Here is a 22803-nt window from a genome sequence, read left to right on the forward strand (position 1 = left end):
TCGCGGTTCGTCACGGTCTCGCGGTTCGTCACGGTCTCGTCTCCCGTCACCGCTTCACCTCCTCCGCGTACCGGCGGACGAACCGGTTGGCGAGCGTGGCCAGCAGCAGCATGGCGCCGAGGAAGAAAGTGAACCAGTCGGCGTCCCAGCCGGCGAAGACGATGCCCTTGTCCGCCATGCCGAAGATCACCGCGCCGACGGCGGCGCCGATCGCGGAGCCGTAGCCGCCGGTCAGCAGGCAGCCCCCGATGACCGCCGCGATGATGTAGACGAACTCCTGGCCGACGCCGGAGCCCGCCTGCACCGAGGTGAAGCGCAGCGCCATGATCGAGCCGACCAGCCAGGCGGCCGCGGCGGTGGTCATGAAAAGCGCGATCTTCGTTCGTTCGGCGGGTACCCCGACCGCGCGGGCGGCCCGCTCGTCACCGCCCACCGCGAAGATCCAGTTTCCGGCCCTGGTCCTGGTGAGCACCCAGGTGGCCAGGGCGGTGACGGCCAGCCACCACAGGATCGCCACCCGGAAGTCGGTCCCGCCGACCGGGATCGTCCCGGCGAGCACCGCCCTCACCTCCTCGTATCCCTCGGCCCGGCGCAGGCCGCCGACCTGCACGGTCCCGGTGAGGGCTTTGGTGACACCGAGGTTGACGCCCTGGAGCATCAGGAAGGTGGCGAGGGTGACGATGAAGCTGGGCAGCCCGGTGCGGACCACGACCAGGCCGTTGAGGAAGCCGACGAGCAGCGCCACGGCCAGGGCGGCGAGCATCGCCGCCCACACGGGCAGGTCGTAGCGGGTGGCGAGGATCACCGTGACCAGGCCGACGGTGCCGGTGAGCACGCCGGCCGACAGGTCGAACTCGCCGCCGATCATCAGCAGCGCGATCGCCACCGCCATGATCCCGAGGGTGGAGGCCGGGTCCAGCCAGTTGGCCACGCCCTCGACCGAGCGGAAGACCTCCGACTGCCCCGCGAAGAACGCGAAGACCACGAGGGCGCCGACGACCGCGCCGAGTTCCGGCCTGATCAGCAGCCTGCGGGCGACCCCCGTCCCGGCCAGCCGCTCGTCCGCCACCGTCACCGGGTGCCGCTCTCGGCCAGCTTGGCCACCTTCGCGGCGTTGTCCCTGGTGACGAAGCCGGGGCCGGTGTTGACCGGGAGCCCTCCGCCGACGGTGTTGAGGTTCTCCTTGTGAAGGGTCAGGAACGTGATCGGCAGCCAGCCCTGCAGGTACTGCTGCTGGTCGACCGCGAACAGGATCTCGCCGTCCTCGATGGCGGCGACCACGTCGGCCGACAGGTCGAAGGTGCCGAGCTTCGCCTTCGAGCCGCCGTCGGCGATGGCGTCGCGGGCGGCGACGGCCACCGCGGGGTTCAGGGTGAGGACGCCGTTGAGGGAGGTGTCCGACTGGAGCCTCGCCTTGATCTTGGAGGTGGCGTCGGCGAGGTTGCCCACGTCCACCTGGAGCCGTTCGACGGTGCCGCCCAGTCCCTGGGTCGCGCCGTTGCAGCGCTGGTCGAGCCCGACGTTCCCGGCCTCGTGGATCACGCAGAGCAGCTTGGTGACCCCCTCGGCCTTGAGCTTCTCCCCCGCTCCCCGGCCCGCCACGTCCTCCGACTGGCCGACGTGGGTGACCGCGCCGAACTCGCGGGAGACGTCGCCGCCCGAGTTGATGGTGATCACCGGGATCCCGGCGGTCACGGCCTTGCCGACGGACTCCTTCAGGGCGTCCGGGTTGGCCATGGAGACCACCAGGCCGTCGACCTTCTGGCTGACGGCCTGGTCGATGAGCTGGGACTGCCTGGCCGGGTCGCCGTCGCCCTGGTAGGTCACGGTGACGCCGTACCGTTTCCCGGCCGCCTCGGCGCCGTTCTTGACCACGTCCCAGAAGGCGTCCCCCGCGCTCGCGTGGGTGACGACGGCGAAGGTGCCGCCGCCGGCCGCCGGGGCGGGGCCGCTCGCCGCGCCCGCGGTCTCCTCGGAGGGCTGCCCCGCCGAACAGCCGGTCAGGGCGGAGATGCCCAGCACGGCCACCGCGACCAGCCCTGTCGTCCACTTCATCGGTACCTCCGCGCGTCGCCTCGCCGGATCTCCCTTATCCCTGGTTTGTAACCAACGCATTACCTGCGTGTCAATGATTTGTCGTGACATTAAGACTTATGAAATCGCGGCGACGGCCCGCTCCCGCCGGGTTTCCCCTTCGCACCATGACATTCACGCCCGCTGCGGCCGGGGCTTTCGCCGCTCGCCGGCGCGGCGTGACGGCACGGCCCGCCAGGGAGCCCACCCCGGCACGGCAAAGCACGGCAAACAACACGGCGAGGGTACGTCACGGCACGTCACGGTGCCACGGGAGGCCATCTGACGGCGGTACGGGCGGGAGGCCGTCCGTACCGGGGCGCGGGAGATCGGGGGGCGAAGGTTCGCGGGAGACTCGAATCTGAAATACGGCACGAGTATCCTGTTTATTCTCAACACGACAAAACTCCTCCCCCGCAATGAAATAGCGGAAAAGAACTCAGCGTTCACTGAACGGGACGACACCCTTCGCATCCACGACCTGGAGATAGGCGTCGACGACTGGAATCCCCGCAACCGGGTAGCCCTTCGGATCACGGCGATCGCGCGGCCGGACGCTTGCCTTTGCCGGAGAAGAGGCTATATTTACCAATAATCATAGTAGGGATTAAGGGTAATAACGATGCCCCTGCCGAATTTCCTCACGATCGGTGCTCCCAAGTCCGGGACCACCGCCCTGCACGCCGCGCTGGCCCGGCACCCGGGACTGTTCATGTCCCCGGTGAAGGAACCGAAGTTCTTCCTCAGCGACGGTCCTCCACCGACCAGGGGAGGACCGGGCGACGCGCAGACCTACCGCGAACACGTCTGGAGGCGCGAGGACTACGAGGCACTGTTCGACGCGGCACCGCCGGGAACGCTCACCGGCGAGTCGACCCCGTTCTATCTCTACGATCTGGCGGCGCAGCGGCGCATCAGGGAGGCCATCCCCGACGCCAGGCTCATCGTGGTGCTGCGCGACCCGGTGGAGCGCGCCCACTCCAACTGGACCCACCTGTGGTCGGCCGGGCTGGAACCGATCGGCGACGTGGTGCGGGCCTGCGCCGAGGAGGAGCGGCGGATCAGGGCGGGCTGGGCCCCGTTCTGGCACTATCGCGGGCTCGGCAAGTACGGGGAGCAGCTCGAACACCTGTTCACCCTCTTCCCTCGCGAACAGGTGCTCGTCTATCGCTACCGCGACCTGGTCGACCGCCCCGCCGACACCCTCGACCGGATCTTCCGTTTCCTCGGGGTGGAGACCGGCGTGGTCACCGAGGTCCCCCGGGAGAACGTGACCGCCCACCCGGAGCCGACCCGCGGTCACCGGGTGCTGTCGCGGGCGCTGCGCGCGGGATCGTCCGTGGGGCGGTTCCTGCCGGCGCGGATGAGCGTGGCGCTGACCGACCCTCTGGAGCGCAGGCTGCAGGAGCGCGCCCGCTCCCGCCAGCCGCTGACCTGGGACCAGCGGGAGAAACTGATCTCCTACTTCACCGAGGACGTGGCGCTGCTGCAGCAGGTGACCGGGGAGGACTTCAGCGACTGGCTCCGTCCCCGCGAGCGCTCCGGCGGGCTGGTGGGCATCCGCCCCAACGGTCAGCGTCAGGCGCGCAACGGCCGCCCCCAGACCTAGCTGATCGATTCCAGGCGTGACCGAACGATCTCCCGGGACCGGCGAGCCGATCCCGGACACGGACGAGCCGATCCCCGGCACGGACGAGCCGGCCCCGGGCACGAACGGACCGATCCCGGGCACGGACGAGCCGATCCCGGGCACGGACAGACCGGCCCCGGACACGGACGAGCCGGTCCGGGACGACCGTGCCGTGACCGGCGCCGGGGCGGCCGTGCCCGGGATCAGCGCAGTTCGGTGCGGAGCTCGTGCGCCCCGTCCGCGCGGGTGTACTCGTAGTAGAGCCGCCGCCCGCCACCCGGCAGGTCCACGATGTCCATGTAGCGCAGGCCGCCGCCCGCGTACGGGGAGACCGCGACGGGCTCGGTGCCGATCGGGGTCAGCTCCGCCGGGTCGGTGCCGACCGCGACACCGGTCTTCTCCTCGTAGTTCTCCGACGCGGTGGCCCTGCCGTCGTAGAAGGCCACCACCCTGTCGCCGAGGAAGCGGACCGCCGCCACCCGCGCGCCCCGGGCGTCCCAGGTGCCGGGACGGCCACTGAGCGCGGTGCCCTGCCAGGTCCACTCGATGCCGTCGGCGCTGGTGGCGTAGTCGGTCACCATCTGGTCGGCCTCGTCGGCCTCGTCCAGCGGGTGGCAGGAGGCCCACAGGTGCCACACGTCGTCCCGCAGCACGATCACCGGGTCCTTGACGCCGGTCTTCGGGTCGCCGGGCAGCACGACCTGCCGCTGCGAGGCCCGGAAGCCGGACGGGTCGTCGGCCTCCAGCACCTCGACCCGCCAGTGCTTGGTGTCGTAGGTGGCGCAGCTGAGGTAGAGCCTCCAGCGCCCCTCCGGCGTGCGGATCAGGGTCGGCCGCTCCAGCGACTCGGTGTCCATCTCCTCCCTGCCGATCGTGAGCAGGGTCTCGAACCGCTCGCCGTCGGTGGAACGGGCGACGGCCACGGCGTAGCCCCGGCCCTCGCCGACGGGGCGGCGCAGCCGGTAGGCGAGGTAGATCAGGCCGTCGCTCGCCACGGCGCTCGGGGCACCGGCCCAGTGGCCGGCACCCGGCTGCGCCGGTTCGATCGCGACGGTGGAACGGTCGGGGTCGGGAAGGAAATCCTCGATTGTCACGACACCGAGATTAGGCAAGCCCTGGGTAGCACTCACGGAGAATCACCAATCATCATCACGAGCTTTGTCACCCCTTGACGGCCAAAGGGCACATCGTCCTTCGTTCCTCCGGCGCGAGAGGCACCGGCGGCTGCCGCCCCTCCCGGCCCGATCGGCACGGTCGGGCGTACCGGGGGGTGACACGGTCCGGAGTGCCGGGTCGGCGCCGGCGGACGTGTCCGCGGCGCCGGGCCCGATGGATGCCTCGATGCCCGACCGTACAGGGTGCGGGGACGTGCGCGGGCGCGGCGTGCCAGGTGGCCCCTGCGGCGGCCCCCGCAACGGCCCCCGTGTCGCGCCCTCCCGCGCCACCGGGTCACGGCGACCCGTGCCGCTCCCGCCGAAAACCTCACGGCCCTGCCTGCCGGCCCTCGCGTCACGCTCGTCGGCGATGACCGGCCGGCTCACCGGCGACGTGCCTTTCATGATCTTTCAGGACCGGCGGAGCGTCGCGCTCGGCAGCGGGATGGCGGGGAACGGGTTGTCCGGGGGCAGGACGAGCCGCCGGGCCTCCTGCGGGCGGGCGGTGGCGTCCAGGTGCAGGAGGGCGGCCCCGATCCCCGCCGCGCCGACCATGTAGCCGGTGTCGGCGGTGACCTCCCAGGGGCGCAACCGCCGGTAGGCCTGGTACCAGCGGGTGCCCCTGCCGTCGTGGCCGGTGGCCCGGCCGGTCAGGCTCTCCCCCAGCGTGCGGGCGAACTCCAGGTGCCGGCGGTGGCCGGTCGCCGCCCAGAGCCCGACGAACAGCTCCACCAGGCCGGCGGTGCCGCAGCACTGGCAGGCCGAGTTCCAGGATCCGCCGCTCTGGTTGGCGGGGGCGCCGCTGCGGACGATCCCCCTGGCCAGCCGCTCGGCCCAGTCGAGGTCCCCGGCGTCGCCCGACACCCGGTGCAGCTCGTAGAACATCCGGGCGACCCCGGCCGAGCCGGAGCAGAAGCCCAGGTAGTGCAGGTCGCGGCCCTGCGGGATGTGGTGCGGCACCAGCGCGCACCTCTCGGTCACGGCGCTGACCGCGCGGACGAAGTCGGCCCCCCTGCGGGAGGCGCCGAGGAAGTCGCTCTCACCGGTCACGCCGTACAGGCGGGCGAGCAGGAAGGCGGTCCCTGCGGTGCCGGACAGGAAGCCCGGGGTGACCGCGTCCAGCGGCAGGTCCGCGCAGGCGCCCTCGCCGAAGCGGTGGCCGGGGACGACGAGCGTGGCGATGCGGGCGCCGGCCTCGACGGCGACCTCCTGGTAGGCGGGCACCCCCAGGATGCCCGCGGCGTGCAGCAGGCCGAGGATGATCCCGCCGTCGCCCCGCTGCGCGGGGTCGCCGGTCCAGCCCAGGCCGCCGTCGATGGGGCGGGCGCTGCGCACGATGCGGTCGGCGACGGCGCCGGCCTCGACCTCGAAGGCCCCCTCGCCGGTGGCCCATCCGGCCTCGGCCAGGGCGAACATCACTCCGGTCAGGCCGTGGTGGAGGGAGAGGTCCGCCTGCTCCCGCCAGGTGGCGGTGAGGTAGCGGGCCCCGGCCCTGGCGTCGTCCAGATAGCCGTCGTCGCCGGTGGCCGCGGCGAGCTCCAGGAAGAACAGGATGATCCCGGCCGCCCCCGAGTACAGCGACAGGGGGTGGTCGGGCATGGCGGCCCGGCCCCGGGGATCGGGGTTGGCCCGCCAGTGGCGCCCCCGCTCGTCGTCCACCGCCGCCGAACGGATCCAGCGCGCGGCCCCGACCGCGGCGGCCAGCGGGCTCTCGGCCTCCGGCTCCAGGCTCATGGCGGCTCCTTCGTACGGCGAGACAATCATTTTACCTGTATTTCCTACAGGATCAATAGGTAATGCGGTGGCCGACACGCGGAACCCGCCCGCGGGAGTCTCCCTGCGGGCCCGTCCGCGCCCCTTCCCGGGTCACCGGCGCTCAGGCCGGGCGATCGCGGAGGAGCAGGTCGCTCATGACCGACCCCGCCAGGTCGAAGCCTCCGACATGGGCGAGGTAGCCGCCAGGCTCGAAGACCGACCCGTCCAGCGGGATGAAGACGCCACCCGCCTGGCGGATCAGCAGCGACCCCGCCGCCATGTCCCACGGACTGACCCTACTGCCGTAGGCGACGTCCGCCCACCCTCCCGCGACGTGCGCCAGCTTGAGCGCGGTGCTGCCGGGACGGCGCGTGGAGGCGAACGCCTCCACCATCCTGCCGAACCGGCGCAGCGCCTCCTCCCCGCCCTCGGCCAGCTCCCAGGGGGTGGGATAGCTGGTCAGCAGCACCCCCTCCCGGTCGCGCACGGCGCCGGAGCTGCGCAGCCGCACGCCGTTGCACCAGGACCCGCCCAGGTCGGCCCGGAACTCGTCGTCGCGCACCGGGTCGTACACCACCCCGGCGACCACCTCGTCCCCGACGGCGGCGGCGATCGACACGCAGAAGAACGGCAGCCCGGCGGCGAAGTTCGCGGTCCCGTCGATCGGGTCGACGTACCAGCGGATCTCGCCGGAGCCCATGCTGCCGCCCTCCTCGCCGATGATCGTGCTTCCCGGGACGCGCCTGTCGATGACCTCCCGGATGGTCTCCTCCGCGGCGTGGTCGTGCTCGGTCACCGGATCGTGGAAGTCGCTCTTGGTCTCGACCGCGGGACGCGACCTGAACGCCTCGCGGAGCCGGTCGCCCACCGCGCGGGCGGCCTCGACCGCGACGGCGGAGAGATCTGCTGCGGTGCTCTGATCCATGCTTCCTCCATTGACGCGAATCCGGCGCTTGAACCCGGCGACGCGAACCCGGTGATGCGAGCTCGGTGACGCGAACCCGGCGGCGTGAACCCGGTGCGCGAACCGCTTTCCATCTTGTACGAGGACACCGGCCCCGTACGCGTCCGCCGGGCACCTCGACGGGCCCTGGCCGGTTTTTGTCAAGACATTCTGATGTCCGCTAGCCTGACGGCGCGGCGTGTCAACCGGGAGGGCGAATGACGGCGCAGCTCGCCATCGATCTCGACCGGTCCAGCCCGGTCCCGCTCTACTTCCAGGTGGCCGAGCAGATCTCCGAGGCCATCCGCCGCGGCGACCTGCCCCCGGGATCGCGGCTCGACAACGAGATCCTGCTCGCCGACCGGCTGGGCCTGTCGCGTCCGACCGTCCGCCAGGCGATCCAGTATCTGGTCGACAAGGGCCTGCTGGTGCGCAAGCGGGGCGTCGGCACCCAGGTGGTGCACGGCCAGGTCAAGCGTTCCGTCGAGCTGACCAGCCTCTACGACGACCTGCGCAGGGCCGGCCAGGAGCCGGCCACCAGGGTGCTGGTCCTGGGGCCGGCCCCGGTGGAGGAGGAGGTCGCCACCGTCCTCGGCGTCGCGCCCGGCACCGAGATGCTCCGCCTGGAGCGGATCCGCTACGCCGCCGGGGAGCCGCTGGCCCTGCTGCACAACTGGCTGCCCTCCGGGCTAGCGCCGCTGACCGCCGAGGGTCTCCAGGAGCGCGGGCTGTACGAGATGCTCCGCGCCGCGGGGGTGCGGATGCGCGTGGCGAACCAGCGCGTGGGGGCGCGGGCGGCCACGGCGGCCGAGGCGAGGCTGCTCGGCGAGCGGCGCGGGGCACCGCTGCTCACGATGGTCCGCACCACCTACGACGACCAGGGCAGGGCCGTCGAGCACGGCTCCCACGTCTACCGCGCCTCGCACTACTCCCTGGAGGTCACGCTCATCGAGCGCTGACCGGGCGAGGAGGACACGCTCGTCGGACACCGGCCGGACGGGGAGAGCACCCTGGCCGAACATCGGCCGGACGAGGAGAGCACGCCGGTCGAGCGCCGGCCGGACGCCGGCGGGGTGACCGGGTGGCGGGGTCCCCGAGGTCAAATCTGTCCCAAACCACCGGCGCGCGGCAGTGCCCGGCGCGTGATGATTCGTCCCTTGGGGATGTCATATGCGTAATCACTGCTCAGGAAGCCCGCCGTATGACCCCAGATCCGAGACAAGACTATGCGCGGCCGGAAAGATGAGTGGGCGGCGGTCCTCGCCCTGCTGGGAGGCGTCACGTCCGCGACCGGGAGCGTCATGCTCGTCGAGGGCGAGCCGGGGACGGGGAAGTCGCTGCTGCTCGCCGAGGCCGCGAGCGTCGCGACCGCGCGGGGGACGGCGGTGGCGAGCGGGCGGGCCGACGAGCTGGGGCGGCTGACCCCGCTGGGACCGCTGCTGGCAGCGCTCGAGGAGTCGCCGACGGCCTCGATGCCCCTGACCAGAAGTGCCTTCCCCGACGGGCCGGGACTGCTGCTGTGGCTGGCCGAGCAGGTCCGGACCTCGCTGGAGCGAAGGCTGGCCTCGGGGCCGCTGCTGGTGATGCTGGACGATCTCCAGTGGGCCGATCCCGCCACGGTGATGGCCCTGCGGACGATGCCCTCGCGGCTGGCCTCGCACCCCGTGGCGTGGCTGCTGGCCTGCCGCGACACCCCGGGACGCGGCGAGGCGGGACGGCTGTTCGACCTGCTGGAGGAGGAGGGGGCCACCCGGATCGCCCTGTGTCCCCTCGACGAGGGGACGGTGGCCGAGGTCTCCGCCGACATCCTGGGCGCGGCCCCCGGGGAGGGGCTGGCGGCGCTGGCCGCCCAGGCCGGCGGCAACCCGCTCCTGCTCGCCGAGCTTCTCACCGGATTGCGCGAGGAGGACGCCATCCTGGTCGAGGACGGCGTCGCCCGGCTGGCCGGGATCACCCCCGCCGGTGCGGTGCTGCCCCTGCGCCTGCACACCGCCGTCCGGCGGCGCCTGGACGAGCTCGGCACCAGGACCCGGTACCTGCTGGAGGCCGTCGCGGTCCTCGGACGCTCGTTCACCCCGGCGTACGCGGCCGAGATGCTCGGCGAGACCCCGGCCGCGCTGCTTCCCCCCCTGGAGGAGGCCCTGGCGGCCGGGGTGCTCGTGGCCACCCGCGACGAGCTGACCTTCCGGCACGAGCTGGTGTGGCGGTCGATCGTCGACAAGGTGCCGTCACCGGTGCGGCGGGCCCTGCGGGAGCAGGTCGAGCGCGCCGCCGGGGCCCGCGGGACCCTCGCGTCCCGCGGCGGCGGCGACGGCGGGACGGGCAGGCTCGTGGACCTGGCCCTGCTCGCCTGGGACGAGGGCGGGCTCTCGCGGGGGCTGGACCTGGCGCGCGAGGCCGTGGAGCGACCGGCCCGCGGCCGGCACCGGCAGCCGAGGGCGGTGCTGGCCTCGATGCTGATCGACCTGTGGCTGCTGGACGAGGCGGAGTCGGCGACGGAGAGCGCCGCCGGGGAGGCCGACGCCGAGGGTGAGCCCGCCTGGGCCGCCGAGATCCCCGTCCTGCGCGCCCGGCTGGCGCTGGCCGCGGGCCGGCCCGGCGGCGCGATCGAGCACGGCGAGGCCGGCCTGGCCGCCGCCGGGATCCTGGACGCCCCGCTCCTGGCCTCCTCGGCCCTGTCGGTGCTCGGCACCGCGTCGCTGCGGTCGGGCGACCTGCCGGGGGCCATCAGGTACATGGAGAGGGACCTGGTCAGGTCGGCACCCGGTATACCGCCGTGCACCCGGCTGCGGTCGGAACTGGCGGCCGGGCGGATCAGCGAGGCGCGCGACGGCGCGGCGGGCGGCATGAGCTCGCTCGGCGGGATCTACGACGCGCTGCCCCGGCACATCGGGGCGCTGAACGGCGAGCCCGCGGCCGCGGCGTGGCTGGTGCGGGTGGCGATGGCGGTGGACGACCGGCGCAGGGCCGACGCCGTGGTCGGCGCGGCCGAGGACATCGCCCGGCGCAACCCCGCCCTGCCCGGCCCGTCGGCGTCCGCCGACCACGCGCGAGGGCTGCGGGAAGGTGACTCCGAGGCGCTGGGCCGCGCGGTGGCCGGGCACGCCGACCCCTGGGCCAGGGGGTCGGCCGCGGAGGATCTCGGCGTGCTGCTCGGCGCGGGCGGCGGCTGCCGGGACCTGGCCGTGGAGAGCCTGAAGACCGCTCTGGCCTGCTACGGGGCCGTGGAGGCCGCGCGGGACGCGGCGCGGGTACGGGGCAGGCTGCGGCTGCTGGGCGAGCGATGCCGCCACTGGGCCAGGACCGACCATCCCGTGTCGGGGTGGGCCAGCCTGACCGGCACCGAGCAGGCCGTCTGCGGCCTGGTCTCCCAGGGGCTGACGAACCGGCACGCCGCCGAGCAGATGTTCATCAGCGAGCACACCGTCGCCTTCCACCTGCGGCAGGTCTTCCGCAAGCTGGGCATCCGCTCGCGGGTCGAGCTGGCCAGGCTGGCGGCGGAGGAGAACGGCCACCGGCGCCCCCTCTGAGGCCCGGCCGAGGCGCCTGCCCCGAGGCCCGAGGCCCTGCCGGAGACACCCGGCCGGGGACACCCGGCCTGAGATCTGGGGCCTGCTTCGGGGCCCCGCCGGGCGGGAACGGCCCTGCCAGGCGAGGCTGCGGACAATGACGAGGTCGTGGACGTCCCCGGGCGCGGTCCGGGCGGGCAGCCCGGTCGCGCGGGCCGGCTCGGCGTCGGAGGGGTTGCGCAGGACCCGGGTCCCGCCCAGGATCGCCACGGGGGTCTCGTCCGGCGCGACGCCGAGGTTGAGGACGAGCGCCTCGGCCTCCCCGTCCTCCTCCAGGTCGATCCAGCGGTGCGGCGACCGGTTCCTGGCGGCGAACTCCCGCGGCCGCCGGGCGAGTAGCGGGAACCGACGATCCTCAGTCCGGCCCCGCCGGCGGTGGGCAGCGGGCGGCGGGCGAGGCAGGCCCGCAGGAGCAGGTCCCCGAGTCCGCGGTCGCGGGTGGCGATCCTCCTCAGCCGGCGGTGCCCGGCGGCATCCGTTTCCGTTTCCGCTTCCCACAGTTCCGACATCGCACGATATTTGGTGGTATGAACGGCCATCCTCATCCGTAGGTGACGGCGAGCTCGTCCCCGGCGAGGTCCACCCGGACCACGGCTCCCTCGTCCGCCTCTCCCGACAGGAGCGCGCGGCCGATGCGCGTCTCGACCTCCCTGGCGATGAACCGGCGCAGCGGGCGGGCGCCGTACACGGGGTCGTAGCCCCGCTCGGCGATGTGCCGCAGCGCCGCCTCGGTGACCTCCAGCCGGATGCCCCGCTGCTCGAGGCGGTTCCGCAGCTCGACGAACATCAGGCCGACGATGCGCTCGATCTCCTCGGGGGTGAGCGGCTTGAAGATCACGATGTCGTCGACGCGGTTGAGGAACTCGGGGCGGAAGTGGGCGCGCAGCTCGGCCATGACCCGCTGCTGCGCCTCGGGCTCGATCTCCCCGCTCGACGTGACGCCTTCGAGGAGGTACACGGAGCCGAGGTTGGAGGTCATGATCAGGACGGTGTTGCGGAAGTCGACGGTCCTGCCCTGCGCGTCGGTGAGCCGCCCGTCGTCGAGCACCTGCAGCAGCGTGTTGAAGACGTCGGCGTGCGCCTTCTCCACCTCGTCGAAGAGCACCACGGAGTACGGCTTGCGCCGCACGGCCTCGGTCAGCTGGCCGCCCTCCTCGTACCCGACGTAGCCGGGGGGCGCGCCGACCAGGCGGCTGACCGTGTGCCGCTCCTGGTACTCGCTCATGTCGATGCGGATCATGTTGTCCTCGGTGTCGAAGAGCGCCTCCGCGAGCGCCTTGGCCAGCTCCGTCTTGCCGACGCCCGTCGGTCCCAGGAAGACGAACGACCCGATCGGGCGGCGCGGGTCCTTGATGCCGGAGCGGGCCCGGATGACGGCGTCGGCCACCAGCCGTACCGCCTCGTCCTGGCCGATCACCCGCTCGTGCAGGATCTGGTCGAGCCGCAGGAGCTTCTCGCGCTCGCCCTCGCGCAGCCGGCTCACCGGGATGCCCGTCCACCGGGAGACGATCATCGAGATCTCCTCGTCGGTGACGACCTCGCGCAGCAGGCGCGACGTACCCTGCTTGGCCGACAGCCGCTCCTCCTCGGACTCCAGCCGCCGCAGCAGCTCGGGCAGCCTGCCGTGCCGCAGTTCCGCGGCGCGGTTGAGGTCGTAGTCGCGCTCGGCCCGCTCGGCCTCCGCGCGTACCTGCTCCATCTCCGCGCGCAGGGCCTGGACGGCGCGCAGGGCGTGCCGCTCGGCCTCCCACTGCGCCCGCATGGCGTCGGACTCGGCGTGCAGGTCGGCGAGCTCCCTTCGCAGTTCCTCCAGCCGGGTCCCGCTCGCGGCGTCCTCCTCCTTGGCGAGCGCGGCCTCCTCGATCTCCAGGCGCATCACCCTGCGGGTGAGCTCGTCGAGCTCGGCGGGCATCGAGTCGATCTCCGTACGGAGCATCGCGCACGCCTCGTCCACCAGGTCGATGGCCTTGTCCGGCAGGAAGCGGTCGGAGATGTAGCGGTGGCTCAGCACGACGGCCGCCACCAGCGCGCTGTCCTGGATCTTCACCCCGTGGAAGATCTCCAGGCGCTCGCGCAGGCCGCGCAGGATGGACACGGCGTCCTCCACCGAGGGCTCGTCGACCATCACCGGCTGGAACCGGCGCTCCAGGGCGGCGTCCTTCTCGACATGCTTGCGGTACTCGACGACGGTCGTCGCCCCGATCATGTGCAGCTCGCCGCGGGCCAGCATGGGCTTGAGCATGTTGCCCGCGTCCATGGCGCCCTCGGCGGCCCCGGCGCCCACCACGGTGTGCATCTCGTCGACGAAGAGCAGGATCCGCCCCTCGGCGGCCTTGACCTCGTTGAGCACCGCCTTGAGCCGCTCCTCGAACTCGCCCCGGTACTTGGCCCCGGCCACCAGCGATCCCATGTCGAGGCTGAAGACCGTCTTGCCCTTGAGCCCCTCCGGCACGTCCCCGTGGCTGATCCGCAGGGCGAGCCCCTCCACGATGGCGGTCTTGCCCACCCCGGGGTCGCCGACGAGGACCGGGTTGTTCTTGGTCTTGCGGGACAGGATCTGGACGACGCGGCGGATCTCGGCGTCGCGCCCGACGACCGGGTCGAGTTTGCCCGAGACGGCGTCCGCCACCAGGTCGCGCCCGTACTTCTCCAGCGCCTCGTACGCCACCTCGGGCATCGCGGACGTCACCCGCTGGTTGCCGCGGATCGCGGTGAGCGCCTTGAGGAAGCCGTCCCTGGACAGTCCCTGCTCGTGCAGCAGCCGCCCGGCGGAGGCCGAGCTGCCCTCCTCGATCAGGGCGATGAGCAGGTGCTCCACCGACACGTACTCGTCCTTCAGCCGGTCGGCCTCCCGCTTGGCCGTCTCCAGCAGGCGCGAGAGCCGCTGTGTCACGTAGACCTGGCCGGGCGAGGCGCCGGGGCCGCTCACCCGGGGGCGGCGGCCCAGCTCCGCCTCCAGATCGGTCCTGAGCCGGTCGGTGTCGACGTTCGCGTACGAGAGCAGGCGGGGGATCAGCCCCTCCGGCTGGTCGAGCAGCGCCAGCAGCAGGTGCTCGCCGTCCACCTCGGTGTTCCCGAAGCGCAGGGCCTTGGTCTGCGCGTCGTGCAGCGCCTCCTGCGACTTCTGCGTCAGCTGGTTCATGTCCACGGCGGGCCTCCGATGGGTCGGGAACGGCCGCGCTGGGCGGCCTCCAGGTCGGCGATGCGGTCCAGCAGGTCCAGTACGAGGCCGATCGCCGCGTAGTTGATCGAGAACCCGGCCCGCAGCCGCCGGATCCGCGCCATGGCGGGCAGTTGGGAGGGCGGGAGCCACAGGTGCCCGGCGGCGTCGGTCCAGGCGTCGAGCACGCCCAGCACGACGAGGCGCCGCACCAGCTCGGGGTGGGTTCCCGTCGCCCTGGCGAACGTCTCCAGATCCAGGCGCTCGGGCCTGGCCAGCTGGTAGGTCCTGGCCGTCTCCCGCGAGGTCTCCTCCCGAACCTCCCGCCGGGTCTCTTCCCGGGTCTCCTGCCGGGCTTCCCGCGGGCCCTCGCGCGGACGGGGGGCCGCGCCCCTGTCCGGGGCGGACCCGGCGCGTCCTCCGTCCGCCGGGTCCGCCGGCGGGCGGGCGGGGCGCGGGTCCGGACGGGGCGTCCCGCGCTCAGGGAACGGGTGGGTCATCGCCGCCTCCTCGGGTCGAACGAGGAGACCGCGGCGAGCTGCTCGAACAGCCGCCGCTCCTCCTCCGACAGCCGGTCCGGGACCATGATCCGCACCTCGGCGTACAGGTCGCCGGCCTTGTCGCCTCGGCTGGGCATCCCCCGGCCGCGCAGCCGCAGCCGCCGGCCGCCGGAGGTCCCCGGCGGCACCTTGACCTTGGCCTCGCCCCCGGGGGTGTCGACCACGACGGGGGCGCCGAGCGCCGCCTCCCACGGGGTGACCGGGAGCAGGACGTGAAGGTCGCGTCCCTCGATCCGGTAGCGGGGGTGCGGGGCGATCCTGACGATCAGGTAGAGGTCGCCCGCGGGCGCCCCGTCGCCGCCCCGGCCGCCCTGCCCGGCCAGCCTGATGCGCTGCCCGTCGACGACGCCCGGCGGGATGTCGATCCGCAGCTCGCGCGAACCGACGGTGATGGAGCGAGGCCCGCCCCGGTAGGCCTCCTCCACGGTCAGGACGATCTCGGCCTCCTGGTCGGCGCCGGGTATCGGCCCCCAGCTCGCGCCGGACCGGCCTCTCCTGCCGGAGAACAGCCCTTCGAGGAGGTCGTCGAGGTCGACCCCCTCCTGGAAGCCGCCGAAACCCGCGCCCCCGCCCCGGGCCCCGGCCCCGCCCCGGCCCGCGCCCGCCGCGCGGCTCCCGGCGCGTGCCCACGTCTCCGGGTCCACGTCGTCGGGCACCTGGCGGAACTCCGGCCCGAACGCGTCGTAGCGGCGCCGGGTCCCGGGGTCGGACAGCACGCTGTAGGCCTCGGAGACCTCCTTGAAGCGGTCCTCGGCGGACGGGTCCTTGTTGACGTCGGGGTGGTTGGCCCGCGCCAGCTTGCGGTAGGCGCGCTGGATGTCCTCCTGGCTCGCCCCCCGCCGCACGCCGAGGATCTCGTAGAAGTCCCGGTCGGGGGGCATCATGCCCCCTTGGCCACCACGACCAGCGCGGGCCGCAGCAACTGTTCGCCGTCCCCGTAGCCGGGCCGCACCACCTGCAGGATCGTGCCGTCGGGAACGCCCTCCCGCGCGAGCACGCCCACCGCCTCGTGCCTGGCCGGGTCGAACACGGCCCCGGTGTCGTCGCGGCGCGCGTAACCGAGGCGGGACACCGCCTCCTGCGCCTGGTCGCGGATCGCCCGCATCCCGGCGACGATGGAGCCGGGATCGGTCTCCGCGTGCTCCAGGGCGCGGTCCAGGTTGTCCAGCACGGGCAGCCACTCCCCGGCGGCCCGCGCCCGCTCGTCCGACCGCGTCCGCTCGGCGTCCCTGCCGACGCGCTTGCGCAGGTTGTCGAGGTCGGCGAGGGCGCGCCGCCGGCGGTCCTGGAGATCGGCCACCATGGCCTGGAGCTCCAGGACGCGCTCCTGGAGGTCGTCCGGGGCGTCCGGGGCGTACCCACGCCCCTCCTTGACCTCCGGCCTCTGGTCACGCTCCTCCAGGTCACGTGCCTCCTGACCACCGCGCCGGGTCTCGGACCCCTGGGCGCCCCGAGGTCCCTGGGCTCCGTGCCTGTCCGGGGGCCGGTCGGGGGGCCCGTCGTGGGGCCCGTCGTGGGCTCGCGCCTCCCGGCCGGCGTCCCGATCCCGGTCGTCCTCCCGGTCGTACGGCTCCCGGTTCAGCGGTTCCCGTCCGGGCGGGTCGTACCCGCCGCGCGGCTCCCCGTCACGGCGCGGGACGTGCCGGCCACGCCCGGGTGTCTCACTCATCGGTCGTGAACTCCGCGTCGATGACGTCGTCGTCCCGGCCGCCCGGGGAACCGGACGCCCCCGCGGCTCCCGGGCCGCCCGCGGCCCCCGGGGCGCCGGAGCCGGCCGCGCCGAGGCTGTGGTAGATCTGCTGGAGCTCGGCGGTGAGCGAGCGGACCCGGTCGAGCGGGGCCTCCTGCTTGATCGCGTCGCGGGCGTCGTGCGCCAGCATGTCGGCCCGCGCCCTCTCGTGGACGGGTACCGAGTCGCCCAGCTCGGCCAGGCGGCGCTCCACCTGGTAGGCGGCGCTGTCGAGCTCGTTGCGCGCGTCCACCACCTGCCGCATCCGCTGGTCCTCCTCGCGGTGCCGCTCGGAGTCGGCGACCATCCGCTCGACCTCGCTCGTGTCCAGGTTCGAGCTCTCGCTGATCGTGATGCGCTGCTCGGCGCCGGTGTCCTTGTCCTTGGCCGAGACGTTCAGGATCCCGTTGGCGTCGACGTCGAAGGTCACGTCGACCTGCGGCACCCCGCGCGGGGCGGGCCGGATGTTCTCCAGCCGGAACCGGCCCAGGGGACGGTTGTCGGCGGCGCGCTCGCGCTCGCCCTGCAGCACGACGACGTCCACGGCGCTCTGGTTGTCCTCGGCGGTGCTGAACGTCTCGGAACGGCGGGCCGGGATGGTCGTGTTGCGCTCGATGACCTTCGTCATCACCCCGCCGAGCGTCTCGATGCCGAGGGAGAGCGGTGTCACGTCGAGCAGTACGACGTCCTTCAGTTCGCCCTTGATGACGGCGGCCTGGACCGCGGCGCCCAGCGCCACCACCTCGTCCGGGTTGACCGTCATGTTCGGTTCCTTGCCGCCCGTCATCCGGCGTACCAGGTTCTGCACGGCGGGCATCCTGGTCGAGCCGCCCACCAGGATCACCTCGTCGATGTCGTCGGCGGTGAGCTTGGCGTCGGCCATGGCCTGCTGGACGGGTCCCTTGCACCGTTCGAGCAGGTCGGCGGTGATCTCCTCGAAGGTCGAGCGTCTGAGCGTGGTGTTCAGGTGCTTGGGGCCCGAGGCGTCCGCGGTGATGAAGGGCAGGCTGATCTGCGTCTGGGTGACCGCCGACAGCTCGACCTTGGCCTTCTCCGCGGCCTCGAACAATCGCTGCAGGGCCTGCGGGTCCTGGCGCAGGTCGATGCCGTTGTCCCGCTGGAACTCGTCGGCGAGGTAGTCGACGACGCGCCGGTCGAAGTCGTCGCCGCCCAGGTGGGAGTCGCCCGCGGTCGCCCGCACCTCCACGACGCCGTCCCCGATGGCGAGGACGCTGACGTCGAAGGTGCCGCCGCCCAGGTCGAAGACGAGCACGGTCTCGCTCTCCTGGCGGTCGAGGCCGTAGGCGAGGGCCGCCGCGGTCGGCTCGTTGATGATCCGCAGGACCTCCAGGCCGGCGATCTTCCCGGCGTCCTTGGTGGCCTGGCGCTGGGAGTCGTTGAAGTACGCGGGCACGGTGATGACCGCCTCGGTGACCTTCTCCCCCAGGAACCTCGAGGCGTCGTCCACGAGCTTGCGCAGGACGGCCGCGGCGATCTCCTCGGGCGCGTACAGCTTCTCGTTGATCTTGAAGCGGACGGCCCCGTCGGGGCCGGGGACGACGTCGAACGACACGGCGGTCAGCTCGCTGGCGACCTCGTCGTGGCGGCGGCCGATGAAGCGCTTGGCCGAGTAGATCGTCCCCTTGGGGTTGAGGATCGCCTGGCGGCGGGCCAGCTGCCCGACCAGGCGTTCACCGTTGTCGGTGAACGCCACGACCGAGGGCGTCGTCCGCGCCCCCTCGGCGTTGGGGATCACCGTGGGCTTGTCGCCCTCCATCGTGGCGATCACCGAGTTGGTGGTGCCCAGATCGATTCCGACTGCTTTAGGCATGCTGCCCTCCTGTGCGCTGTGGCTCCCGCTGTGCGCTGCAGCTCCCCGCTGTGCGCTGTGGCTCCCGGCACTCGCCGGACGGCCCGGCGGCGGACACGGGACGGGGCGCGGGCGATGCCGCCCGTGCCCCCGTCCGTGCGGGCTCCGGCCCGGGGACGCCGGTCGGAGCCGGTCAGATCTGCTGATGCATCTGCTGGGACGTGCCCACGTCGAGCAGCCGGCGCGCCTCGGCGGCGTGCGGGGCCGCGACCAGCACCTCGTAGCGGTCGGCGACGATCGCGCTCGACGAGAGGAAGTCGCGCTTGCCCCCGGTGAGCGCGTGGCCGACCAGCCCGAAGATCGCTCCGGCGATGGCGCCCCAGATCAGGCCCCACAGGACCAGGATGAAGGGGAACCGTCCGGGAGTGAAGATCGCGAAGAACAGGCCGATCAGCAGTCCGAACCAGGCACCGGTCGCCGCGCCCATCCCCGCGGCGCGAAGATAGGTCAGCCGCCCGAGCACCTGCTCGACGAGCCGGAGACCGACTCCGACGATCATCGTGTGCTCGACCGGGAACTTCTGGTCCGACAGCCGGTCCACGGCACGTTGTGCCTCGGCGTAGTTGCCGAAACCCGCCACCGTCTCGTGGCCGGTCAAACTGATGTCAGGTCGCATGGCACTTCCCTTCGACGGGCACCCGCGAGGTGAATCCGTACGCGACCCACCCTGATCCCGGGACGGCGTCCCCACATCCCCAGACCTGACAGTCATCTCCCCGGACCTGACAGTCATCTCCCCGGACCTGACAGTCATCGCCGGCCCCGTCATCGCCGGCGCCGGTGTCCGGTCCCGATCAGCCGGTGTCCGGTCCCGGTCAGCCGGGGCCCAGGCCGTGCCGGAAGGCGTAGGTCACCGCCTGGGCCCGGTCACGCAGTCCCGCCTTGGCGAAGAGGTTGTTGATGTGCGTCTTGACCGTCGCCTCGGAGATGAACAGCTCCCCGGCGATCTCCGCGTTCGAGCGGCCCGCCGCTATCAGCCCCAGCACCTCGCTCTCCCTGCGGGTCAGCCCGTCCGGCAGGCCCGGCGCGCGGCGGCTCCCGGTCACCGCCTCGGCCAGCCGCCGCTGGACGGCCGGGTCGAACTGGGCCTCGCCCTCGACCACGGTGGCGATGGCCGAGGCCAGGGATTCGGCGTCGGTGTCCTTGGTCAGATAGCCCCGCGCCCCCGCGCCCAGCGCGGCGAAGATCGACTCGTCGTCGGAGTACGTCGTCAGGACCACCACGTGGATGTCCGGGTGGGCCTCCCTGATCCTGCGGGTCGCCTCCACCCCGTCCATGCGGGGCATCCGCAGGTCCATCAGGACCACGTCGGGCCCGAGCGAGCCGGCCAGCTCGACCGCCTCCCGCCCGTCGGCCGCGGCCCCCACGACCTCGACGCCGGGCAGCAGTCCCAGCAGCAGCACCAGCCCTTCGCGCACCACCGTCTGGTCGTCGGCCACCAGCACCCGCACGATCACTTCGGCCACCTCGGACACCTCGTCCCTCTGACCCGCCCGCCTGTCCTCGCGCCGCTCCCGCGCCGGAACGGCCTCGCGGCCGCACGGCACCGGCGCGTCGGGGCGTACCCGTACCGGCACCGGCGTGAACCGTCCACGGCGCGGCGCCCACCCCCGCGGCGGCGCCGCGCCGCGGGCGGCTCACGCCGGGACCCGCAGCAGGACCTCGAAACCCTCCGCGCCCGGCCGCGCGGCCAGCGAACCGCCGATCAGCTCGGCCCGCTCGCGCATCCCCACCAGCCCGTACCCCCCTTCCCGCGACGCCGGCGGGCCCGGCGGGCCGCCCGTGTCGCGCACCTCCAGCTCGCACCACGCGCCGGCGCGGCGCAGAGCCACCGACACCGCGGCGCCCGGCGCGTGCTTGCGCACGTTCGTCAGCGCCTCCTGCGCGGTCCTGGCCACCGCCAGCCTGGCCCCCGCCTCCAGCGAACCGAGATCCCCGGCGACCGAGACCGCGCAGGGCGCCCCCGTCACCGACCGGAACTCCACCGCCAGCCGCTCCAGCCGCTCGGCCAGCGGAAGCTCCTGCCCGCGCAGCGCGTCGAGCGCCCGTCGGGTCTCCTCCAGCCCGGCGCGCGCCAGCCGCACGGCGCGGTTGACCCGGTCGAGGGCCGCCGCGGGGTCCCCGCCCTGCTCCAGCAGCAGCCGCGCCCCCTCCAGGTGAACGATCTGGGCCGACTGCGAGTGCGCCAGGATGTCGTGGACCTCCCTGGCCAGCCGCGCCCGCTCGGCCAGCACGGCCTCCCCCGCCCGCGCCTCGGCGAGCGCCGTGGCGTGCTCCCTGGTCGTCCTCACGTGCCGTATCAGGAAGATGACGACGGTGGCGTAGGTGAGGCCGAGGATGTTGCCCCACACCTCCCAGTCCCGCAGCCCGACCAGGAAGGACAGGGCCGCCGTTCCGGCGATGTCGGCCGTGACCAGGAGCACCGCCGGCCAGAAACGGGTCCTGAACGGCGCGGTGAAGACGACGAAGTACACGAACCCCATGCCGCTGAAGTCACTGATCGCGTTCAGGACGAACCCGCCGGTCAGGGTGGCCGCGAGCAGCCAGGTGTTGCGCCGTTCGTCCCTGCCCAGCAGCACCCACACGCAGCAGCCGAAGACGGCGGCGCTGAGGGGGAGCAGCTTGAGCACGTCCGGCCAGCCCATCTCGAAAACGGCGAGCAACGGGCTGAAGAGCAGGTACACCGCCAGCACGACGGCGAGGAACCAGCGCACCGAGGGGCGGCGGAAGAACGTCACGACCACAAATTATCCGTGCCCCCGGCGGCCGGCCATGGGCCCCGGGGTGGAGATCGCCTCCACCCCCGGCCGCCGCGACCTCCTCCCGGGTGGACATCGCGGGTTCCACCCCCGGGACCGTGCGTCCCCACCCGCCCCGGGGCCATCGTCGAGGCATGTCAGCAATCAGCGTCACCCACCTCGGCAAGTCGTTCGGCGGGGTACGAGCCGTCGACGACCTGTCGTTCACGGTGGAACGGGGAACACTCACGGCCTTCATCGGCCCCAACGGGGCGGGCAAGACCACCACCCTGCGCATGATCCTCGGCCTGGTCACGCCCACCGAGGGCACCGCGGCCGTCGGCGGCGGCCCCTACCGCGACCTGGAGCGTCCGATCGCCACGGTCGGCGCGGTCCTGGAGGCCGCGGCCTTCCACCCGGGGCTGAGCGCCCGCACGCACCTGGAGGCGCTCCGCCTCGCCGCGGGACTGGATCCCGGGTGCGTGGACCACGTGCTGGAACAGGTCGACCTCACCGCCTCGGCCGGCCGCAAGGTGGGGGGCTTCTCCCTGGGCATGCGCCAGCGGCTCGCCCTGGCCTCCGCGCTGCTGGGGGACCCGGAGATCCTCATCCTCGACGAGCCCGCCAACGGCCTGGACCCGACGGGCATGCGCTGGCTGCGGGGCTTCCTGCGGGCCTACACCCACCAGGGGCGCACGGTCCTGGTCTCCACGCACGTGCTCGCCGAGATCCAGCAGATCGCCGACCACGCGATCGTCGTACGGGCGGGACGCCTCGCCTGGCAGGGCCCGCTCTCCCCGGACACCGACCTGGAGGAGCTCTACCTGGAGGTGACCGCGTGAACGGCCTGATCCGCGCCGAACTCCTCAAGGCGCGCGCGAGCCGCACCACCTGGATCCTGGCCGGCCTGGCGCCCCCGCTGTGCGTGGCGTGGGCGGGGCTGATGGTCTTCCTGATGGGGCAGGTCGGCGGGATGCCGCTCGACGCGCAGATCGAGAACGTCTACAGCATGACCCAGCAGGCCTACGTCTTCACCCTGGTGCTCGGCGTCCTCGGCATGGCCGGGGAGAACCGCCACCAGACGATCACCTGGCAGTTCCTGGTCAGCCCCGGGCGGGACCGGGTGGTGACGGCCAAGCTGGCCGCGTACGGGATCGTCGGCCTGGTGATCGCCACGGTCTCGGCGCTGGCCACGCTGGTGGCGGGCCTGGTCATGCTCGGCCTGGCCGGCTATCCCGCCTGGACCCCCGCGGTGCCCGCGGTCCTGCTCGGCTCGGCGCTCGCGGTCGTCCTGTACGGCCTGCTCGGGGTGGGCCTGGGGGCCCTGATCCGCAACCAGGTGGCGGCGGTGGCGGTGGCGCTGGCCTGGTTCATGTACGCCGACTACCTGCTCGTCAGTTTCCTGCCCGACCTGGGCAGGTGGCTGCCGACCGGGGCCGCCCGCGCCCTGGGCGGCATGCCCCTGGGCGGCGAGCTGCTGCCCGTCTGGGGCGGCGGGCTGCTGTTCGCGGGCTACGTCGCGGCGGCCGTGCTCGCCGCCCGCGCGCTGACGCTGCGCCGCGACGTCACGTGACCTCGCCGTACGACGGCACGGGCGGCGGGACGGTCCGCGTCACGGCGTG

The 22803-nt window shown here is 73.1% G+C and carries 18 protein-coding genes; 5 read left to right on the forward strand and 13 right to left on the reverse strand.

Annotated features, from left to right (window positions below; translation table 11 throughout):
- Positions 1 to 46 precede the first annotated feature (46 nt).
- Both AB0G15_RS21325 and AB0G15_RS21330 read right to left on the reverse strand, forming a co-directional pair.
- A complete protein-coding gene (locus tag AB0G15_RS21325) occupies positions 47 to 1075 on the reverse strand; it encodes an ABC transporter permease (RefSeq protein WP_362842273.1) in 1029 nt (342 codons plus the stop codon).
- Positions 1072 to 2055, reverse strand: a complete 984-nt coding sequence (locus AB0G15_RS21330; RefSeq protein ID WP_362842275.1) for a sugar ABC transporter substrate-binding protein — start codon at positions 2053 to 2055, stop codon at positions 1072 to 1074. The genes AB0G15_RS21325 and AB0G15_RS21330 overlap by 4 nt, the downstream gene beginning before the upstream one ends.
- Positions 2056 to 2695: 640 nt before the next feature.
- Here AB0G15_RS21330 and AB0G15_RS21335 point away from each other — a divergent pair.
- Positions 2696 to 3682 carry a sulfotransferase gene (locus AB0G15_RS21335; protein WP_362842278.1) on the forward strand — a complete coding sequence of 329 codons (987 nt, stop codon included), beginning with the start codon at positions 2696 to 2698 and terminating at the stop codon, positions 3680 to 3682.
- 224 nt (positions 3683 to 3906) lie between these two features.
- Here the strand turns inward: AB0G15_RS21335 and AB0G15_RS21340 are convergent, their stop codons facing one another.
- The 3 genes from AB0G15_RS21340 to AB0G15_RS21350 form a co-directional block, all read right to left on the reverse strand.
- A complete protein-coding gene (locus AB0G15_RS21340) occupies positions 3907 to 4797 on the reverse strand; it encodes a hypothetical protein (RefSeq protein ID WP_362842280.1) in 891 nt (296 codons plus the stop codon).
- 471 nt (positions 4798 to 5268) lie between these two features.
- On the reverse strand, positions 5269 to 6591 hold the full coding sequence (locus AB0G15_RS21345; RefSeq protein ID WP_362842283.1) for a lanthionine synthetase LanC family protein: 1323 nt from the start codon (positions 6589 to 6591) through the stop codon (positions 5269 to 5271).
- A 142-nt stretch (positions 6592 to 6733) separates the two neighbouring features.
- Positions 6734 to 7537 (reverse strand): inositol monophosphatase family protein, encoded by an 804-nt coding sequence (locus tag AB0G15_RS21350; protein ID WP_362842285.1) that lies wholly within the window; start codon positions 7535 to 7537, stop codon positions 6734 to 6736.
- A gap of 236 nt (positions 7538 to 7773) precedes the next feature.
- On the opposite strand from AB0G15_RS21350, the gene AB0G15_RS21355 reads away from it, so the two are divergent.
- Both AB0G15_RS21355 and AB0G15_RS21360 read left to right on the forward strand, forming a co-directional pair.
- A complete protein-coding gene (locus AB0G15_RS21355) occupies positions 7774 to 8514 on the forward strand; it encodes a GntR family transcriptional regulator (RefSeq protein ID WP_362842288.1) in 741 nt (246 codons plus the stop codon).
- Positions 8515 to 8781: 267 nt separating this feature from the next.
- Entirely contained in the window at positions 8782 to 11085 is a 2304-nt protein-coding gene (locus AB0G15_RS21360; RefSeq protein ID WP_362842291.1) for an AAA family ATPase, read from the forward strand.
- 580 nt (positions 11086 to 11665) lie between these two features.
- Here AB0G15_RS21360 and clpB read toward each other — a convergent pair.
- From clpB to AB0G15_RS21400, 8 genes are all read right to left on the reverse strand, one after another.
- Positions 11666 to 14272: an ATP-dependent chaperone ClpB gene (gene clpB / locus AB0G15_RS21365; RefSeq protein ID WP_362842293.1), complete on the reverse strand. Its 2607-nt coding sequence runs from the start codon at positions 14270 to 14272 to the stop codon at positions 11666 to 11668.
- Positions 14263 to 14784 (reverse strand): chaperone modulator CbpM, encoded by a 522-nt coding sequence (locus AB0G15_RS21370; RefSeq protein ID WP_362842296.1) that lies wholly within the window; start codon positions 14782 to 14784, stop codon positions 14263 to 14265. Before AB0G15_RS21370 ends, clpB begins: the two co-directional genes overlap by 10 nt.
- Positions 14781 to 15728, reverse strand: a complete 948-nt coding sequence (locus AB0G15_RS21375) for a DnaJ C-terminal domain-containing protein (RefSeq protein WP_362842298.1) — start codon at positions 15726 to 15728, stop codon at positions 14781 to 14783. The genes AB0G15_RS21370 and AB0G15_RS21375 overlap by 4 nt, the downstream gene beginning before the upstream one ends.
- Positions 15725 to 16513 carry a nucleotide exchange factor GrpE gene (locus tag AB0G15_RS21380; RefSeq protein WP_362842302.1) on the reverse strand — a complete coding sequence of 263 codons (789 nt, stop codon included), beginning with the start codon at positions 16511 to 16513 and terminating at the stop codon, positions 15725 to 15727. The genes AB0G15_RS21375 and AB0G15_RS21380 overlap by 4 nt, the downstream gene beginning before the upstream one ends.
- The gene (dnaK, locus tag AB0G15_RS21385) at positions 16506 to 18404 is read right to left on the reverse strand and encodes a molecular chaperone DnaK (RefSeq protein ID WP_362842304.1); all 1899 of its coding nucleotides are present in this window, start codon (positions 18402 to 18404) and stop codon (positions 16506 to 16508) included. Before dnaK ends, AB0G15_RS21380 begins: the two co-directional genes overlap by 8 nt.
- 172 nt (positions 18405 to 18576) lie before the next feature.
- Positions 18577 to 19059 carry a general stress protein gene (locus AB0G15_RS21390; RefSeq protein WP_362695858.1) on the reverse strand — a complete coding sequence of 161 codons (483 nt, stop codon included), beginning with the start codon at positions 19057 to 19059 and terminating at the stop codon, positions 18577 to 18579.
- Positions 19060 to 19258: 199 nt separating this feature from the next.
- Positions 19259 to 19909, reverse strand: coding sequence for a response regulator transcription factor (locus AB0G15_RS21395; protein ID WP_362842307.1), 651 nt, complete (start codon positions 19907 to 19909; stop codon positions 19259 to 19261).
- Positions 19910 to 20080: 171 nt separating this feature from the next.
- The gene (locus AB0G15_RS21400; RefSeq protein WP_362842310.1) at positions 20081 to 21181 is read right to left on the reverse strand and encodes a histidine kinase; all 1101 of its coding nucleotides are present in this window, start codon (positions 21179 to 21181) and stop codon (positions 20081 to 20083) included.
- A 155-nt stretch (positions 21182 to 21336) separates the two neighbouring features.
- Here AB0G15_RS21400 and AB0G15_RS21405 point away from each other — a divergent pair, with 155 nt between their 5' ends.
- Both AB0G15_RS21405 and AB0G15_RS21410 read left to right on the forward strand, forming a co-directional pair.
- Positions 21337 to 22023 (forward strand): ATP-binding cassette domain-containing protein, encoded by a 687-nt coding sequence (locus AB0G15_RS21405; RefSeq protein ID WP_362842312.1) that lies wholly within the window; start codon positions 21337 to 21339, stop codon positions 22021 to 22023.
- A complete protein-coding gene (locus tag AB0G15_RS21410; RefSeq protein WP_362842315.1) occupies positions 22020 to 22754 on the forward strand; it encodes an ABC transporter permease in 735 nt (244 codons plus the stop codon). Before AB0G15_RS21405 ends, AB0G15_RS21410 begins: the two co-directional genes overlap by 4 nt.
- Positions 22755 to 22803: the final 49 nt, after the last annotated feature.

Origin of the sequence: Streptosporangium sp. NPDC023825 (assembly GCF_040639575.1) — a bacterium.
In the GTDB taxonomy this organism is placed as follows: domain Bacteria; phylum Actinomycetota; class Actinomycetes; order Streptosporangiales; family Streptosporangiaceae; genus Streptosporangium.